This window comes from Gemmatimonadota bacterium, from assembly GCA_041390125.1.
In the GTDB taxonomy this organism is placed as follows: domain Bacteria; phylum Gemmatimonadota; class Gemmatimonadetes; order Longimicrobiales; family Gaopeijiaceae; genus JAGQIF01.
The window spans coordinates 84,817-101,396 of sequence record JAWKQN010000008.1 but is presented as its reverse complement, the minus strand read 5'-3'; the positions used below and the strand labels follow the sequence as shown (position 1 = coordinate 101,396).

Here is a 16,580-nt window from a genome sequence, read left to right as displayed (position 1 = left end):
GGGACGCCGGACGCGCGCGCGGCACCGGCCGGTGGCCGCGAGCACGACCGAGCGGCGCGTTGACAGTCGGCCGCGCCGCCGACGAGCTTGGGCCGCGCTGGCGCGTCGCCCGCGCCGCGCCTCTTCCGCAGATCGAGCAAGACGAGCATGCACAGTGTGGCCCAGGGGGCCGAGCCCGGGTGCGGGGCGCGAGCCGCGAGGGACGGATGGGCGCACCCGCCCGGGGCACGAGCACCGGAGGGGGGACGCTGACCGCGGACGCGAATCCCGCCTGCGCGATCACCGTGCGTGTGCGCGAGCTGTTTGCGCGGACCGGCCGGTGGACCGGCAGCCGGCTGCGTCGTCATCGCGGCTGGGCGCACCTGGGGGAGCGGCGCGTGCCCCTCGAGACCGCGCTCGTGCTCGATGGGCGGTGGCAGCGCCTCGAGTTCGAGGGCGTCGTGATCGAGGCTCGCGCGGCGCTCCCTCCGCTGGTTCTCCTGGACAAGCCGGTCGGGGCCGTGACCTCACGCCGGAACGAGCACGGCGCTCCCACGGTGTTCGATGGGCTCCCGCACGCGCTGCGCTCCCGGGTCCACCCGGTGGGCCGGTTGGACCGCGCCACGAGCGGGCTGCTGCTCCTGACTGCGGACGGGGGCGTCGTGCAGCGCCTGACCCACCCCAAGCGTGCCGTGCCCCGCGTGTACCGGGCCGTCCTGCAGGGCCAGCCGGACGAAGCGGCGCTCGCTGCGCTGCGGGAAGGCGAGCTCGCGCTTGCGGACGGACACCGCCCGCGGCCCACGGGGATCGAGCCGGTGGAGGAAGGCGTCTGGGACGTCGTCTTGACGGAGGGCAAGTACCACGAGGTGCGACGGCTCTTCGCGGCTGCCGGCGCGCACGTCACGGAGCTGCGCCGCATCGCATACGGGGACTTCCGCCTGGAGGACCTGCGCGGAGCGCATCTGCGGCGTCTGGACGACGCGGAGGTGGCGGCCGCCTACGCGCGGATGGGGCTGCCGTCTCCGCCGGCCGAGCCCGACGTGCGGGAGGTGGATCCTGGCGCGGGTTGAGGCGGACCCGGTCGCGCTGGCTGCGCGTTGGCTGCCCGAGCTGGCGGGGCGCCGGCTCCTGGTCGTGGATGTGCCCTCCGGCGCCGCGGCCGGTCGCCTCGGCGTGGACGAGGCGCTGTGGCACTCGACGCACTGGCCCACGCACGCCGCCCTGGTTGCGGAGCGCCGCGCGGCCCACTTCGGCGTGGCCCCGGCTCCGGACCTGGATGCGGAGGCCGCGCTCGTCTTCCTGCCCAAGGGCCGCGAGCGGATCCGCATGATGCTCGCACTCGTGGCCGGCGCGCTCCCGCCGGGGGCGCCGCTGTGGGTGGTGGGCGCGCGCCGGACCGGCATCGAGTCGGCGGCGGACGATCTGCGGGCGGTGGCCGAGCCCGACCGCACCGAAGTGGGCAGGCACGCGCGGCTGCTCATGGCCCGGGCACGGGGAGGATCCGCTCCCGACGTCGACGCCTGGATCACCTCGTGGACGCTCACGCCCGGGGAAGTGTCCCTGACCGTGGCGTCCCTGCCGGGCGTCTTCAGCCACGGGCGCCTGGACGACGGCACCCGCCTGCTGCTGCAGGCCTGCCCCCGGCTGACCGGCCCCCTGCTGGACGTGGGGTGTGGCGCGGGCGTGCTCGGGGTCTGGTACGCACTCCAGGGCACCTCCGCGGCCACACTGGTGGATGCCGATGCGTTCGCCGTGGTGGCGGCCCGCCGCACGGCGGCCCTGAACGGCGTCGATGTGCGGGTCGAACCCGCAGACGTGTTCCCGTCCGACGGCGTCTTCACCAGCATCGTGTCCAATCCGCCGTTCCACCGCGGCGTGGACACCGACCACACCATCACCGAGCGCCTCGTCCGGGACGCCCCTGCCCGCCTGACGGCGGGCGGGACGCTCACCCTGGTGTGCAACCGCTTCCTGCCCGTCCAGGACGCGCTCGATCGCGCCTTCGGAGCGCATCAGGTGCTGGCGGACGACGGCCGCTACCGGGTGTACCGGGCGGAGAGAGCGTAGCCCGGGCCGTCGCCCATGACGGATTCCCCCCCGCGTTTGCGTACAGCGCGGTGGCGGGTCCGGCGTCACGTCGGCCCCACGTCTCGAGCGGGAGCGGACGGATGGCAGGCAGGGGAGCGGTGGAACGCAGCACCTGGGGGCGGTGGCGGTGGGTGGCCTGTGCGGGTGTGGTCGCGGTGCTGGCCGCTTGTGGAGGCGACTCCGGTGGGACCGACCCCGAGGCCAACGACCTCAGCCAGGCGGAGGCCGCGGTGGTCATGAGCATGCTGCTGTCCATCTACACGCCGTCCCCATCGGCTCCGAGCCCCACCGCCGGGGCCCGGGGCGGACCGGCCGCCGTGCCGCAGGTCACCATCCTTGCGGACACCTCGCAGGCGTCCGCGGCCTGTCCCGCGGGCGGGAGCGTGGAGGTGGCCAATGCGGACTCGATGCGCATCGTCACCGACACCCGGGTCAACCACCACCCCGACACGCTGTACAGCGCCCAGTCCACGTGGGGTGGCCACCTGGAGGTGGAGACGCGCTACCAGTCCTGCGCCACCCGCGACTCGCAGGGCCGGGTGTGGACGTTCGACGCGTCGCCCGGCCTGTCCTTCGACATCGACCTGGGCGGCGACATCGATCTGCGGGCGCTGACGGGGGGGACCACCCTCAGCAGCTCCCACACCACCTGGGACGGCGACTGGTCCGGCAGCTTCTCCTGGAGCTCGGGAAGCCGCTCCGGCCAGTGCTCGGTCTCCATCCAGATGCAGTCGGCCACCACGGTGCAGGGGAGCCAGAGCAGCTCGTCCTTCAGCTACGTGGGTCAGATGTGCGGGCTGGCGGTGTCCGTGACGTCGTAGGCGAACGGGAGTCGGGGGGGATGCAGGTCCGGTCCGGAGCCCTCACTCCGCCGGCGCGCTACCCCCCACTCCCGTTCGCAGCGTTCGCGGCGGCGGCGTCCAGCTGCGCCTGCTCCGCGCGGAAGCGCTCCGCCTCGTCGGGGCGTCCCAGGGCGGTATACACGTCCACCAGATCGCGCCGGGCCGCGCGGAGCCAGGAGACGGTCGGCGCCGACGCGGCGGACACCAGGTCGTATCCGGCCCGGAGCTCGACCTCCGCGCTGTCCACGCGCGCCAGCCCCAGGAGGGCGTGCCCGAGCTTGATGCGGGCGATGCCGGTGTCGAGGTGGTCGGCGCCGCGTGTCTCCGTCATGCGCTGCACCACGTCGCTGAACATCTCCGCCGCTTCCGCATGGCGACCGCCTTCCATGAGGGCGTTCGCCAGGTTGGACAGCCCGATCGCCACGAAGTAGTGCCGCTCTCCGTTCGTGGCCCGGTAGATGTCGACGATGCGGCGGTAGGAGGCCACGGCCTCGTCGTAGCGGCCGTTCTGCAGATCGATGTAGGCCAGGTCTCCGAGGGTGTTGGCCAGGCGGGGGTGATTCGCGGGCAGCGCGCGCTCGCCCACCGCGAGCGCACGCCGTAGCAGGGGCTCGGCTTCGCCCAGGCGCCCCTGGTAGATGAGGTTCTGGCCGAGCATGCGCAGCGCCGATGCGGTCTGCGGGTGCTCGGGTCCGTGATAGCTCTCGAAGATGCCGACGGCATCGCGCAGCAGGGGCTCCCCCTCCGCGTAGCGTCCGCGCTGGAACTCCGCCACGGCCAGGTTGATCAGCCCATCCGCCACGGTGGGATGTCGCTCCCCGTGCAGGCGCCGATCGAGGGCCAGCGCGCGCAGGTTGACCGAATCCGACGCATCGAGGTCGCCCGCATAGAAGTGGGTGTTGGCGAGCGCGCCCAGCGCGTCCGAGAGGTCCGGGCTGGACGGCGCCAGGCGCTCCAAAGTTGCCACCGCATCGTCCAGGTGGGCGATCGCTGCGTCGTATTCGCCCCGCCCCTCCAGCGCTCGACCCAGGGCTGCCCGGGTGAGCGCGACGCGCACGGGATCCGGCACGCCCTGCGCCTGCCGCAGCCGCAGCGCCTCGGCCAACAACGTGTCGGCCTCGTCGTACGCGCCTTCGAGGGTGCGCAGGTCCCCGAGCACGGTCAGCGCCTCGGCAGTGCTCTCCGCGTCCGCGCGTTCCCTCCACCACGACAGCGCGGCCTGCAGCAGCGTGTCGGCCTCGGCATAGCGGCCCAGCTGCGCGTGGATGGTTCCGAGCGTCAGATACATCTCTGCCTGCTGGGCCGGGTCGTCTGCCAGCAGTCGCGCTTCCTGGACCCCGCGCGCCAACAAGGTGAGCACGCGCAGGGTATCGGAGGGACCCACCGCGTCGTCGCCGCCCGCGAACAGGTTCTGGGTGAACGTCTGGATCCTGCGCGTGCGCTCCGCCTCCGCCACCGCGCGGTCACGGGCCTGGGCCAGCCGCAGCGTGTAGTAGCTCACCGTCCCCGCCAGCCCCAGGACCACGGCGCCGGCCACCGCCAGCTCCCGGGCCCGCCGGCGCGCGAACTTGCGCAGCCGGTAGCCCACGGTATCCGGACGGGCCTCCAGCGCTTCGCCCGCGCGGAAGTGGTCCACGTCGCGGATGAGCGCCTCCACGGAGGAGTAGCGTCGCTCCGGATCGTGGTGCATGGCCGTGGCGCAGAGCACGTCCAGGTCCGCCGCGCTGGTGCGATCCAGCGTCGAAAGAGCCGCGTCCCCGGACGGTGGCGAGGGCGTCGTCTCCACGATCCGCCGCTCCGCCTGCGCCGGCGTCAGGCGATCCAGGTCGAAGGGCGCCCGTCCCGTGAGCATCTGGTACAGCAGCGCGCCCAGCGCGTACACGTCGGTGAAGACGCCGACCGCGTCTCCCTGGAGCTGTTCGGGTGCTGCATAGGCGGGGGTCATGAGCTGCAGACCCGTGCGCGTCACGGCTTCGGCGCCCTGCAGCGAATCCAGGTGCTTCGCGATCCCGAAGTCGAGGAGCATCGGAGCCCCGGACGCGTCGACGAGCACATTCGACGGCTTCAGGTCGCGGTGGATGACGGCGCGGCCGTGCGCGAAGCGCACCGCGTCACAGATCTCGCGGAACAAGCGGAGGCGCTCTGCGAGCGAAGGCGCTTCCTCACGGCAGTAGACGTCCAGCGCTCGCCCTTCGACGTACTCCATCACGAAATAGGGCGTGCCGTCGGGCAGGACGCTGGCGTCGTAGAGCCGGCCGATGCGGGGATGGACGAGCTGGGCCAGCAGCCGTTGCTCGGCCCGGAAACGCTCGCGGCGCGCCGGCGAGAGCGCGGCGTCGCGCAGGACCTTGATGGCCGCGCGCACGCCGAGGTCTTCGCGCTCGCCCAGGTAGACGACCCCCATCCCCCCCTGGCCCAGCACGCGGAGGACGCGGTAGGGCCCCACGTGGGTCAGGAGCGGGACGGATCCATCGAGCACCGCCCCCGCCACCTGGGCGAGCTCACGGTCGATGAGGAGATCCTGCTTTGCGTCCTCGGCGAGCAGCGCGAAGACGCGTGCGGCCTCGTCGGGGTGCGCTGCGCACTCGGCCTCGACGAAGGCCGCGCGCGCCTCGGCCGGCCGCTCGAGCGCCAGGTGGAAGATGCGCTGGATCCGTGCCCAGCTCTCACGATCCATGGGGGCTCCGGGAGCGCACGTCGCGCTCGCGGCCGGGGGGACGGGACGGGGCGAGCCTGCACACTACTTGTCCCTCCGCGGCCCGACCATAGCTTGCACGGAGCCCCTCCCGCAGCGCGAGCCATGATCGAGCACGTCCACGACCTGTACGCCTACAATGCCTGGGCCAACGAGCGCATCCTGGACGCCGTGGAGGCCCTGGACGTCGAGGCCTTCACCCGCGACCTGGGCGGCAGCTTCGGCTCGATCCGGGGGACCCTCGTCCACCTGATCTCGGCCGAATGGGTGTGGCTGGAGCGCTGGAAGGGCCGCTCGCCGTCCGGCCTGGACACCGGGTGGACCCTGGAGACCGTGGCGGACCTGCGCGGGCGGCTGGGGGACGTGGAGCGCGAGCGCAGCGTCTTCCTGGCGCGCCTGGACGACGGCGCCCTCGAGGCCCCTCTGGAGTATCAGAACACCCGGGGCGAGCCGTTCCGCTCGCCGCTCTGGCGGCTGCTGCGTCACGTGGTCAACCACGGGACCTGGCACCGGGGGCAGATCTCCCTGCAGCTGCGTCTGCTGGGTCGGCCCGGCGTCTCCACGGACATGGTGCTGTTCGACCGGGAGCGCGGAGAGGGGTAGGCCCTGCGCCCGCCCCCCTGCCTGACATGGGCGGGCGGTCGCGCCGTACTGCTCAAGCGAGCCGACCCCGGGGCCCCGGGGTGCGGCCGGAGAACCCCTGCGGACGCCGGACAGGTCCGGTAGGAAGCTTCAGATGACTGCGTCTCCCATCCGGACGCTCGCCCTGCTCACCGTGCTCGTCCTCGGCGGCGCCTGCAACCGCTCCACGCGCGACAATCCGTTCAGCGGCTCCGCGCGGCCCGACGGCACCTTCGCCGTGGTGGTGGCCAACCAGAACTGGGCCGACATGACCATCTACGTGAGCACCGCCTCGGCGCGGATGCGCCTCGGGATGGTGGGGACCCTGCAGCAGCGCTCGTTCGAGGTGGCGTGGGGGAGTGTGGGCCAGGGGGCGATCGTGCTCATCGCGCAGCCGCTGGGCGGGACCCGCGACTACCGGAGCCCCGGCGTCCCGGTGGAGCCGGGAGCGACGCTACGTTGGACGCTCGAGAACGAGCTGTCCATGTCCCATCTCGAGGTGCGCTAGGCGCACGAACGATCGGAGCCGGCCGCCGCGCCCATCGGCACCCCCGCCCGGCGGGCCCCCGTGCTCCGGGCGCTCCGCGGTCCCGCACCCCGGCCGCAGCTCAGCCGCCGCGCCGCCGCCGCTCCTCCTCCCGCCGACGCTCCTCCTCCGGATCGTACTCCTCCTCCGGGTACTTGAACGCCTCGATGAGCTCGGGGTCCGTCTCGGTGCCCATGATCCGGCCCGCGATGTACTCCCCCAGGACGGGCCCCTGCTTGAAGGCCTCGGCGTTGCCACCGCCCGCCATCCACACGTTGTCCCAGTCCGGGTGCGGGGCGACGATGAAGTTGCGGCTGATGCTGCCCTCGTAGTGGCACGCCCGTGTCTCGTTCAACGGCAGGTCGGCGAGACCCGGGAAGTAGGTGCGCAGGATCTCGCGTGGCCGCTCCTGCGCCTCCTCCGGCACCCAGCGGCTGCTCGTGTCCGGATCCTCGTGCGAGTGGCCGCCGGCGCGGATGCGGAACCCGCGGAAGTCGGGTGGCAGCGCCGGCCAGCCGGTGCAGCCCGGCACGTTGTAGCTGGGAAGGTGCGGCCATTCGTAGCGATGGTCGCCCGGGGGCGTCGCCACGTACAGCACATGCCCCAGGGTGGTGGCGCGGATGCGCCGGCCCATCGTGTCCGGGAACATCTTCGGGAACCACGGGCCCAACGCGAACACGAACGTGTCCCCCGTGATGCGGTCCCCGTTGTCCAGCACGACCTCCGAGAGCGTCCGCCCGTTCGTCTGGCCCAGGGACGCCTTGCCGATGGTGAGGGTCCCGCCCTCGCGCGTGAACACCTGCGCCACCGACTCGATGGCGCGCCGCGCGCGCACGACGCCCGCGTCGGGCTCGTAGAGCGCCACCTGCATCTCGTCGGTGGCGATCACGGGCCAACGCCGCCGGACCTCGTCGGCGTCGATGATCTCGTGGGGATGCCCCATCGCCTTCCAGTTGGCGACCGTCTGCTCCAGGAACGGCTCCATCTCCTTGCGCAGGATCACGTCGCCGGTCGTGAAGAAGAGCGGCGGGAGCAGGTCCTTGCGGTGCTCCTCGTCCCAGGCCTTCCAGCGGCGGATGGCCTCGGCCGCCCATGTCCCCCACTGGAGCCCCTGGGGCCGGTCGCCGTAGCTGGTGCGCACGCCTCGCGTCTCGCCGCCGGACGTGGACCGCGAGTTGGCCGGTCCGTACTGGTCGATCAGGTTGACGGTCGCACCCATCCGCTGGAGATGGAGCGCCGTCCACGCGCCGAACGAGCCGGCGCCGATGATCGCGACGTCCGACGCCGCTCCCGCGCGCACGAGCGGTGCGCGCGCCGCCTCCGCCGTCCGCGGACGGGCGCCGGCCAGGGTGAGGCCGGCACCGGCGGTGGCGGTCTTGAGGAAGTCGCGGCGATCGAGGGGCACGGGCGTCTCTCCCGGTGGATGGCTCAGGAACCCGAGGGGTTCGCGAGCGGGTGCATCTTCAAGGTCTCCTCGTCGGCCGGCAACTCGCGGTCCCCGCGCGGGAAGCCGTTCAGCTCCAGGATGTAGGCCACGACGTCCACGTACTGTTGCGGGGTCAGGCTTCCCGGATTGTCCTCCGGCATGTTGTCGGAGATGTGGCGATAGAGATCCCCCACCGTGCGGCGGCCCCAGGCGAACTCGAACTGGCGGCCCTGGAACTCCGAGGAGGCGTGGCAGGCCGCACAGGATTCGTCGTACGTGCTCTCGCCGCGGTCGGCCTGGTCGGGGGTGAAGAGGCCCGCGGAGGCCGCGGGGGCCGGCGCGGCCGCCGCGGGCTCTGCCCGCGGCGCGGAAGACGGTGCGGGCGCGGCCGCGGGGGTGTCGGCGGAAGAGGACGCGCAGGCCAGCGCGCCGAGCGAGAGGCCGGCGGCCAGGACCCGGGCGAGGGTCGGCGTGGAGCGTACGAGCGTCATGGCATCCTGCGGTTCAGGTGGCGGGGGACGACGAACGCTAGGAAGGGGCGTAGACCGGGGCAAGCACGTCCACGCGCCGACGCTAGGACCGGTGGAGCCCCACCGGGGTTCCCCGCGCGGTGCGGGGATCACCGCCGACGCCGCGGATTCCGGAGCGCAGGATCGTGGGGAGCCCCGGCGCGCGCCTGCCCGATGCGCTCTTGCACGCGCGCGGGAAACGGCCCTCTGTTCCGTGGAACGGACGCATCGCACGGGTCGCCCCGGAACGGCGCCGTTCCGCGCCTGGACGGAACCTTGCACGGCGGTGGCGCGTTCAACCGATCGAATCCGTTGCCCGCCCGAACCCAGGACGAGAGCCGCATGCTGATCCGGACCCGGAAGGAGATCCCTTCGTCGGAGATCACCCCGGCGCGCCTGTACTTCGACCGCCGCCGCTTCCTGGCGCTGGGGGCCGGAGCGCTGGTGGGTGCCCCGGCCCTGGACCGGCTCCTGCCCGGCGCGCTCGCGGCGCAGCAGGTGCCCGCCGGCATCGGCGTGCCGTTGCTGCGGGAGGGACAGGAGCCGGTGTTGCGGAGCGGCCGGGCCGCCTTCGCGGGGTTCGAGGACGAGCTGGGCGACGAGCTGACGCCGTACGACGACGTCACCTCATACAACAACTTCTACGAGTTCGGCACCGGCAAGGACGATCCCGCCAAGAACTCCGGACCGTTCAATCCGCGCCCGTGGACGCTCGAGGTGGGGGGATTGGTGGAGAAGCCGGGTGCCTACGGCCTCGAGGACTTCCTGAAGCCCCAGCGCCTGGAGGACCGCATCTATCGTCACCGCTGCGTCGAGGCGTGGTCGATGGTGGTGCCGTGGCGGGGCGTGCCGCTGAAGGACCTCCTCGCGGCGGTGCAGCCGTCGCCGTCCGCGCGCTTCGTCCGCTTCGAGACCGTGGTGCGTCCGTCGGAGATGGTGGGCCAGCGCCGTCCCATCCTGGATTGGCCCTATGTGGAGGGTCTGCGTCTGGACGAGGCCCTGCACCCGCTCACGCTGATGGTGACCGGTGTGTACGGGGAGGATCTGCCGAACCAGAACGGCGCGCCGCTCCGGCTGGTCGTGCCGTGGAAGTACGGCTTCAAGGGCGTCAAGTCCATCGTGAAGATGGAGCTCACCGCCGAGCAGCCGGTCAACACCTGGCAGGTGCAGAACTCGCGTGAATATGGCTTCTACGCCAACGTGAACCCCGAGGTGGACCACCCGCGCTGGAGCCAGGCCCGGGAGCGTCGCATCGGGGAGCTGCGCCGGCGACCCACGCTCATGCTGAACGGCTACGCGGACCAGGTCGGACAGCTGTACGCGGGCATGGATCCGCGCCGGCTGTACTGATCCGCCCGGTCCGGAACACCATGGCGACGTCGGAGCGGCGCGAGGCCTGGGGCGTCCGCGCGGTCGTGTGGGGCGTGGGCCTGCTGCCGGCGGCGCTGATCGGGCTGCGCGTACGGCGCGACGGCCTGGGCGCCAACCCCATCGAGGCCCTGATCGAGACGACGGGACACTGGGCGTTGATCCTGCTGTTGATCACGCTGCTGGTCACCCCGTTGCGCCGGCTCACCGGGCGCAATGCCTGGATCAAGGCGCGCCGCCCGCTCGGGCTCTTCGCGTTCTTCTGGGCGACGCTGCACTGGCTCACCTACCTGGGACTGGACCAGACCTTCGACTGGGGCTTCATCCTGGAGGACGTGGCCAAGCGCCCCTACATCACGGTGGGGACCGCCGCGTTCCTGCTGTTGCTGCCCCTGGCCGTGACCTCCACCAAAGGATGGATCCGCCGCCTGGGCCGCCGCTGGAGCGCGCTGCACCGGCTGATCTACCTGGCCGTCCCGCTGGTCATCGTGCACTACTGGTGGCAGGTGAAGGCCGACACCCGCTGGCCGCTGGTCGCGGCGGTGGTCTACCTGGCGCTGATGGGCGCCCGCCTCTGGCTCCGGCGCCGCTCCGCGGCACGAAGCCCCGCCCCGCGTGCGCGGGACGGGGCCTCGCTGGCCGCCAGCTCCTGACCCGGGCGGGTCAGACCGGCCCGGTCGTGCTGTCGGGGCCGGTGCCCTCCGGCCCCGCATCGGCCGGACCCGCACCGGCCGGACCCGTCGTTCCCGCGGCCTCGCCGGACCGGTCTTCCGCGGTCGCCTGCGCGGCCTCCGTTCCACCCGTGCGCGCCCGGGCGGCCTCCCGCGCGGCCTCGCGGGCCCGATCCGCGGCGCTCCGCGCCTCGCGCGCGGCTTCCCAGGCGGCGTCGCGCGCCCCGCGCGCGGCCTCCCGGGCGGCGTCGCGCGCGGCCCGACTGGCGTCGCGGGCGGCCTTCCTCGCCTCGCGGGCCGCCTGGCGGGCCTCCTCCATCCGTGTGGACGCCGAGTCCAGGATGTCCTTCATGTGCCCCATGAAGTCCGCGTCCTCGGTCCACTTGAAGGCGCCCTCGAAGGTCTCCTCGGCGAGCTTGGAGAACGAATCCACCAGGTCCTTCATGTCGTCGCCGAAGAAGCGCTCCGATGCAGCCCGGATCCGCTCCTCGATGCGGCGCACCGTCTCGTCGTGCTCCGCCAGCCAGGCCTCGCCCGCGGGCGTGACGGAGTAGACGCGCTTGCCCTCGACGCGGTCGGACGCCAGGTAGCCCTCGTCCTCGAGCATCTGGAGCGTGGGGTAGACCGAGCCCGGGCTGGCGCGGTAGCAGCCGCGCGACTCCTCCTCCAGGGCCCGCATCACCTCGTAGCCGTGCATGGGTCGGCGCGCGATCACGCGGACGATCATGAACTTGAGATCGCCCCGGTCGAAGACCGTCCCCCGGAAGCGTCCACCGCCGAGGTCCGTCCACTCACAGCCGAAGAACTCCGAGAACCGCATCGTCGTCTCCTCCGCGTGGGCAGGCTCCGGGCCCGCCCTGTCGTGTGCCGATCGATCGGCTCGCGGGATCGAAGCCGATATATCGGGTTCCGGGAGGGACTACGAAGGCGGCCGGGCCCGGGTTTCGCGGGTCGCCACTGGCGGGGGCAGAGGGGGCTCGCGGTGCCCTGCCCGGGTCGGGGGACGGTCCGGGAAGGACCCGCCCTCAGGTGCCCGGCGCCAGCCGGTAGACGATCCCGCTCAGGCTCAGGACGTACAGCTCACCCGCGCCGTCCACGCCGAACGAGGACAGGTTGGCCACGTCCGGCAGGTCGAGCTGGCTCTCCTCCGTCGCGGCGCCGCCCACCAGCAGGAACGAGCGGATCCATCCCCCGCAGAAATCGCCGTACACGTAGCGGCCCCGGAGCGCGGGCAGCGCGGACCCGCGGTACACGGCGCCCCCGGTCACCGAGCAGCCGTCGGAGTGACCGTACCAGGCCACCGGCGCGGTGAGGCCCTGCTCCGGGCACCCGCTCCCCCCGAAGCAGTCGGGTCCTTCGCGGATCGCCCACCCGTAGTTGACCCCGGCCTGGGCGATGGGAACGGCGTTGATCTCCTCCCAGCGGTTCTGGCCCACGTCCGCCACGTAGAGCGTGCCGCCCTCCACATCGAAGGAGAAGCGCCACGGGTTGCGCAGCCCGAACGCCCAGATCTCGGGGCGGGTGCCGGCCACGCCCACGAAGGGGTTGCCGGGCGGGACGGTGTAGGGGGCCGCGCCCGAGACGTCCAGGCGCAGCAGGCTGCCCAGCAGCGTGCTGCGATCCTGTCCCGACCCGAGCGGGTCCCCGCCGCTGCCCCCGTCCCCCAGCCCCACGTACAGGTAGCCGTCCGGACCGAAGGCGATCTGCCCACCATTGTGGTTGCTGAAGGGCTGCTCGACCGTGAGGACGGTGACCTCCGTGCCGGGATCGATGCGGTCCGGGTCGCTCCCGCGCGTGAAGCGCGCCACCCGGGTGTCCCCCGACCGGTCCGTGTAGTCGACGAAGACGTGCCCGCTGGCCGGATAGTCCGGTGCGAACGCCAGCCCGAGCAGGCCCCGCTCCCCGCCCGCCCCCACCCGGTCCGTGAGGTCCAGGAAGGGCGTGGGCGCCAGCACCCCGTTCCGGACGATGCGGACCCGTCCCGGCTGCTCCACCACGAAGAGCCGCTCGTCGCCCGGGAGGCCGGTCAGGAAGACCGGGGCGTCCAGGCCGCGGACCACCTCGACCAGGGCGAGTCCCCCGGACAGCGGCGGCGGCTCGGCCGGCTCGCCGCAGGCACCCAGGCCGGCCAGCACGGGAAGGGCCGCCCACAGGGGGGCGTACGCCGTCGGGACCGGTCGGTGTCCCGGACGCCCGCTCGCGGTCGGGCCGGGTGCCGCAGCCGTGCTCATCGCCGATCCTCCCCGGAGTCCAGGCGCTCCACGAGCGCCCCCAGCTGCCGTTCGACGTACCCCGCGACCTGCGCCTCGATCAGCCGGCGTTCGACGAGTCCCACCACGTCGTCCAGGCGGTGGCGGCGCACCAGCACGATCCAGGTGCCCGCGTCGGTGGCTTCCAGCGCCACCACCTGGGCGCTGGCCTCGAAATAGTGGTTGGCGTAGACCTGGCGCTGGAGGACGATCAGCGGACGCTCCGCCCCCGGGCGCAGCTCGCTCACGTGGTCGAGGGTCACCAGGGGCCGGAGGCCGAAGCGCTCGCGGCGGAGCACCAGCGTCTCCGCCACCGAGCCCGCGGGCGCGGGCGCGTACGCCAGCTCCGTCCGGGCCGCCCCATAGCGCGCCAGCTCGGGCGCCTGCGCCCGCAGCGCGCTCCAGGCGCGCCCGGGCGCGACCGGCTCCGGCTTGTCGGCGAAGGCGGGCAGCGCCTCACCGCTGCGGTAGCGCCGGGCCAGATCCTGCACCAGGGCGCGGAAGGCGCGCCGGGCGTCCCCACCTCCTCTCGCGAGGGCCGGGAGCGCGTCCCGGGGTGCCTTGAGCCGGCAGTCCGTGGGCCGGCACCCCTCCAGGTCGGCCACGTCCGAGGCCGGCAGATCCAGCAGGGCCGCGGCATCGGGGGAGGGCGGGTCGTCCAGGAGGACGGGCCCGTCCATGGTGGGACCGCCCAGGAGCGTCCAGCCCCGGCCGGGGACCGGCAGGCGGGGTGGGCGGTCCATCCGCAGGACCCCGGCCACGGCCAGGGTGCGCGGGTCGGCCTCCAGGATCTCCGTGGCCGGGCGTCCGGTGCGGGCCCGCTCGAGCGTCGCGGCGTCGAGGCCCAGCGTCGAGCCGAGCCAGGCCTCGGGTGAGGGATCCTGGGCGGCGAGCCGGCCGGTGCCCGCCGTGGCCGACAGGACCGCGGTGGTCACGAACGCGCGGGCGCGGCGTCGCGAGGCCAGCCTCCGCGCTGGATGGGAGCGAGTCCACCGGGGTCGGGGCGGGCGGGCAGCAGTGCGCATGCCCTGCCTACCCGGTGGCGCCGTTGACCGGTCCCGGCCGCAGCGTTTCTCTTGGGACCTCCGGCAACCCGGGACCCTCGCGGCGGTCCCTTCCCCAGACGTGTGCGGACCGATGGCTTCCACCCAATCCTTCGACGTGAGCACCGGCGTCGACCTCCAGGAGGTCGACAACGCGGTGAACCAGGCGCTCAAGGAGATCCAGCAGCGCTTCGACTTCAAGGGCACCCACTGCACCATCGAGCTCGACCGGAAGGAAGGCCTCCTCAAGCTGGAGGCGGACGACGAGTACCGCCTCGAGGCGCTGCTCGGCGTGCTGAAGGAGCGGATGGTCCGGCGCGGCGTGCCGGTCAAGAACCTCGACCCCGAGACGGTGGACACCGGCTCGTTGGGCCGGGCCCGCCAGGTGATCCGGCTGAAGCAGGGGATCCCCCAGGACACGGCGAAGGAGATCGCCAAGGACATCCGGGACCTCAAGCTCAAGAAGGTCCAGGCCCAGATCCAGGGCGACCAGCTGCGCGTGCAGGGCCCGTCGCGCGACGACCTGCAGGAGGTCATCGCCTTCCTCAAGGGCAAGGACTACGGGGTCGAGCTGACGTTCGGGAACTACCGCTGAGGGGCGCCGCGTCGCTCTGCGGCGCGGCCGGCGGCGACGCACGGAAGCCGGTTCGGCCGGAGGCGGGCACCTCCGGCCGGCGTCCGCGCCTCAGTCCTCCGGCGTCTCGATGGCGACCTTCTCCATGACCACGTCGGTCTTGGGCCGGTCCCCGGCCGCGGTCGGCGTGGAGCCGATCTTCCGCACGACGTCCATCCCTTCGACCACGCGTCCGAAGATCGCGTGCTTCCCGTCCAGCCAGGGCGTGGCGGCCAGCGTCACGAAGAACTGCGAGCCTCCGGTGTTCGGACCCGCGTTGGCCATCGACAGGATGCCCGGGCCCTCGTGGGTGAGCTCCGGGTGGAATTCGTCCTTGATGTGATGGCCGGGTCCACCCCGGCCGGTCCCGGTCGGGTCGCCGCCCTGGATCATGAAGCCGTCGATGACGCGATGGAAGATCACGCCGTCGTAGAAGTCCTTCTCGGCCAGGGTGATGAAGTTGGCGGTGGTCCGGGGCGCCCGGTCCTCGAACAGCTCGATCTTGAAGGTGCCGAGGGTGGTCTCGAAGCGGGCGATGCGGTTGGCCACGTGTCCGGTCTCCGGTGGGGTATGCGCGAGGTGGAGGACGGAAGCTGACCCATCCGCTCGCCGGAGGCCAGGGTCGCGTCGCCCCGCGGGGGTGCGCCGGTGGCCGGTGCCGCCCGAGGATCTACCTGTCCCCTGCCGGTTATTGTAACTAGCTTGATCCCCCTTGACGTTGCCGCGTCAGGCCCCGGGAGACCGCCGGAACGCCCTGTCGTCGCGGGCATCCCAGGCCTCCTCCGGGGCATGTGCGCAGTGTGGGCCCTGGAGGTGAATTGAGATCGGCTGGACGGTGTCTTCTGGGCGCCTGCCTCGCGCTGCTGCTCCTCGCGGGCACGGCAGCGGCGCAGCAGCTCCCCCTCAAGACCGAAGTGCCCGAGCGGCGGATCGGCATCTGTCCGGCGCTGGACGCGCCCGATCCCGGCCTCGTCACCGAAGCCGATCGCCAGGAAGCCGCGCGGCTGACCACGTCGGCCACGCAGGCGGCCATCATCGGCGATCACCAGCAGGCGCGCTCCCTCCTCCGGCGTGCCGCCCGCCTCGACCCCCAGGACGCCGACGTGGCCTACCTGCTGGCCCGGGCCAGCGACGAAGTGGCCGACCGGGACGGGGCGCTGCGGGAATACTGTCGGTATCTCGAGCTGTCGCCGGACGCACCGGAGGCGGCCGAGGTCCAGGTGCGGATCGCCGACCTGGCTCCGGACGGGGGACAGGAGTACACGGAGCAGGCGCTCCGCCAGTTCCGCCTCGGCGTCAACAACTTCCAGTTCGGCCGCATCGAACCCGCGGAGGTCGCGTTCACGGCTGCGCTCGAGGAAGCGCCCGAGTGGCCGGAAGCCTACTACAACCGCGCGTTGGCCTATGCGCGCCTGGAGCAGCCCGCGCTGGCCCGGAGCAACCTGGAGCGCTACCTGGCCCTGGTGCCGGATGCGCAGGACGCCGACGCCGTGCGGGCCGCGATCGACCAGCTCGCCAACCCCGTGGCGCGCTACAGCGCCGGCACCGCGTTCGCGGCCGGGATCTTCCCGGGTGGAGGCCACTTCTACACGGGCCGCCCGGTGGTGGGCTCGTTGGTGCTGGGCGCCGTGGGGGGGCTGGTGGCCTTCGGCCTCCTCTCGGAGGATATCGTGATCGAGTGCCGCTCCATCCCGGTGAACAACGTCTGCCCCCCCGGAGACGTGGCCGGCGAGGAGCGTACCCGCCCCTACCTGGTGCCGGCCCTGGGAGCGGCGGGAGCGCTGACGCTGGCCGCCGCCATCGAGGCGTGGCGCGGGGCGGGCCGGAGCGGGACCGGTGTAGGATCGTTGGTGCAGGTCGGAGCCGTGGACGGACCGCGGCTCCGGGTGCCCGCCGTGTCGGCGGGCCCGAACGGAACCCGGATCGAGCTGTTCCGCTGGACCTTCTGAC

Annotated in this window: 16 protein-coding genes; 9 read left to right on the top strand and 7 right to left on the bottom strand. The window is 73.0% G+C overall.

Annotated features, from left to right (window positions below; translation table 11 throughout):
* Nucleotides 1-206 precede the first annotated feature (206 nt).
* From R3E98_09695 to R3E98_09685, 3 genes are all read left to right on the top strand, one after another.
* Entirely contained in the window at nt 207-1,049 is an 843-nt protein-coding gene (locus R3E98_09695) for a pseudouridine synthase (GenBank protein MEZ4423672.1), read from the top strand.
* Entirely contained in the window at nt 940-2,046 is a 1,107-nt protein-coding gene (locus R3E98_09690; GenBank protein MEZ4423671.1) for a methyltransferase, read from the top strand. Before R3E98_09695 ends, R3E98_09690 begins: the two co-directional genes overlap by 110 nt.
* Before the next feature lie 101 nt (nt 2,047-2,147).
* The gene (locus R3E98_09685; protein MEZ4423670.1) at nt 2,148-2,888 is read left to right on the top strand and encodes a hypothetical protein; all 741 of its coding nucleotides are present in this window, start codon (nt 2,148-2,150) and stop codon (nt 2,886-2,888) included.
* Nucleotides 2,889-2,946: 58 nt separating this feature from the next.
* On the opposite strand, the gene R3E98_09680 is transcribed toward R3E98_09685, so the two are convergent.
* Nucleotides 2,947-5,586, bottom strand: a complete 2,640-nt coding sequence (locus R3E98_09680) for a tetratricopeptide repeat protein (GenBank protein ID MEZ4423669.1) — start codon at nt 5,584-5,586, stop codon at nt 2,947-2,949.
* Nucleotides 5,587-5,709: 123 nt separating this feature from the next.
* Between R3E98_09680 and R3E98_09675 the strand changes: the two genes are divergently transcribed.
* Complete coding sequence (locus tag R3E98_09675) at nt 5,710-6,207, top strand: DinB family protein (protein ID MEZ4423668.1); 498 nt, start codon at nt 5,710-5,712, stop codon at nt 6,205-6,207.
* Nucleotides 6,208-6,340: 133 nt separating this feature from the next.
* Nucleotides 6,341-6,733, top strand: coding sequence for a hypothetical protein (locus R3E98_09670; protein ID MEZ4423667.1), 393 nt, complete (start codon nt 6,341-6,343; stop codon nt 6,731-6,733).
* A 100-nt stretch (nt 6,734-6,833) separates the two neighbouring features.
* Here R3E98_09670 and R3E98_09665 read toward each other — a convergent pair whose 3' ends face one another.
* Entirely contained in the window at nt 6,834-8,156 is a 1,323-nt protein-coding gene (locus R3E98_09665; protein ID MEZ4423666.1) for an FAD-dependent oxidoreductase, read from the bottom strand.
* 23 nt (nt 8,157-8,179) lie between these two features.
* Nucleotides 8,180-8,668, bottom strand: a complete 489-nt coding sequence (locus R3E98_09660; protein ID MEZ4423665.1) for a cytochrome c — start codon at nt 8,666-8,668, stop codon at nt 8,180-8,182.
* Nucleotides 8,669-9,028: 360 nt separating this feature from the next.
* On the opposite strand from R3E98_09660, the gene msrP reads away from it, so the two are divergent.
* Both msrP and R3E98_09650 read left to right on the top strand, forming a co-directional pair.
* On the top strand, nt 9,029-10,036 hold the full coding sequence (gene msrP, locus R3E98_09655; protein MEZ4423664.1) for a protein-methionine-sulfoxide reductase catalytic subunit MsrP: 1,008 nt from the start codon (nt 9,029-9,031) through the stop codon (nt 10,034-10,036).
* 20 nt (nt 10,037-10,056) lie between these two features.
* On the top strand, nt 10,057-10,707 hold the full coding sequence (locus tag R3E98_09650; GenBank protein ID MEZ4423663.1) for a protein-methionine-sulfoxide reductase heme-binding subunit MsrQ: 651 nt from the start codon (nt 10,057-10,059) through the stop codon (nt 10,705-10,707).
* A gap of 10 nt (nt 10,708-10,717) precedes the next feature.
* On the opposite strand, the gene R3E98_09645 is transcribed toward R3E98_09650, so the two are convergent.
* The 3 genes from R3E98_09645 to R3E98_09635 all read right to left on the bottom strand — a co-directional run bounded on the left by R3E98_09645 (nt 10,718) and on the right by R3E98_09635 (nt 13,909).
* Nucleotides 10,718-11,545, bottom strand: a complete 828-nt coding sequence (locus R3E98_09645) for a PadR family transcriptional regulator (protein MEZ4423662.1) — start codon at nt 11,543-11,545, stop codon at nt 10,718-10,720.
* A 205-nt stretch (nt 11,546-11,750) separates the two neighbouring features.
* On the bottom strand, nt 11,751-12,956 hold the full coding sequence (locus R3E98_09640; GenBank protein MEZ4423661.1) for a PQQ-dependent sugar dehydrogenase: 1,206 nt from the start codon (nt 12,954-12,956) through the stop codon (nt 11,751-11,753).
* Nucleotides 12,953-13,909 carry a hypothetical protein gene (locus R3E98_09635; protein ID MEZ4423660.1) on the bottom strand — a complete coding sequence of 319 codons (957 nt, stop codon included), beginning with the start codon at nt 13,907-13,909 and terminating at the stop codon, nt 12,953-12,955. The genes R3E98_09640 and R3E98_09635 overlap by 4 nt, the downstream gene beginning before the upstream one ends.
* Before the next feature lie 202 nt (nt 13,910-14,111).
* Between R3E98_09635 and R3E98_09630 the strand changes: the two genes are divergently transcribed.
* Nucleotides 14,112-14,612, top strand: coding sequence for a YajQ family cyclic di-GMP-binding protein (locus R3E98_09630; GenBank protein ID MEZ4423659.1), 501 nt, complete (start codon nt 14,112-14,114; stop codon nt 14,610-14,612).
* A 90-nt stretch (nt 14,613-14,702) separates the two neighbouring features.
* Here R3E98_09630 and R3E98_09625 read toward each other — a convergent pair whose 3' ends face one another.
* Nucleotides 14,703-15,179 carry a peptidylprolyl isomerase gene (locus R3E98_09625; GenBank protein ID MEZ4423658.1) on the bottom strand — a complete coding sequence of 159 codons (477 nt, stop codon included), beginning with the start codon at nt 15,177-15,179 and terminating at the stop codon, nt 14,703-14,705.
* 269 nt (nt 15,180-15,448) lie between these two features.
* Between R3E98_09625 and R3E98_09620 the strand changes: the two genes are divergently transcribed.
* Complete coding sequence (locus tag R3E98_09620) at nt 15,449-16,579, top strand: tetratricopeptide repeat protein (GenBank protein ID MEZ4423657.1); 1,131 nt, start codon at nt 15,449-15,451, stop codon at nt 16,577-16,579.
* Nucleotide 16,580 lies beyond the last annotated feature (1 nt).

Coding starts and splice junctions, on each gene's coding strand:
- R3E98_09640 (MEZ4423661.1), bottom strand. CDS start 12,956: ATGAGCACGGCTGCGGCACCCGGCCCGACCGCGAGCGGGCGTCCGGGA.
- R3E98_09670 (MEZ4423667.1), top strand. CDS start 6,341: ATGACTGCGTCTCCCATCCGGACGCTCGCCCTGCTCACCGTGCTCGTC.
- R3E98_09695 (MEZ4423672.1), top strand. CDS start 207: ATGGGCGCACCCGCCCGGGGCACGAGCACCGGAGGGGGGACGCTGACC.
- R3E98_09660 (MEZ4423665.1), bottom strand. CDS start 8,668: ATGACGCTCGTACGCTCCACGCCGACCCTCGCCCGGGTCCTGGCCGCC.
- R3E98_09680 (MEZ4423669.1), bottom strand. CDS start 5,586: ATGGATCGTGAGAGCTGGGCACGGATCCAGCGCATCTTCCACCTGGCG.
- R3E98_09685 (MEZ4423670.1), top strand. CDS start 2,148: ATGGCAGGCAGGGGAGCGGTGGAACGCAGCACCTGGGGGCGGTGGCGG.
- msrP (MEZ4423664.1), top strand. CDS start 9,029: ATGCTGATCCGGACCCGGAAGGAGATCCCTTCGTCGGAGATCACCCCG.
- R3E98_09630 (MEZ4423659.1), top strand. CDS start 14,112: ATGGCTTCCACCCAATCCTTCGACGTGAGCACCGGCGTCGACCTCCAG.
- R3E98_09675 (MEZ4423668.1), top strand. CDS start 5,710: ATGATCGAGCACGTCCACGACCTGTACGCCTACAATGCCTGGGCCAAC.
- R3E98_09650 (MEZ4423663.1), top strand. CDS start 10,057: ATGGCGACGTCGGAGCGGCGCGAGGCCTGGGGCGTCCGCGCGGTCGTG.
- R3E98_09645 (MEZ4423662.1), bottom strand. CDS start 11,545: ATGCGGTTCTCGGAGTTCTTCGGCTGTGAGTGGACGGACCTCGGCGGT.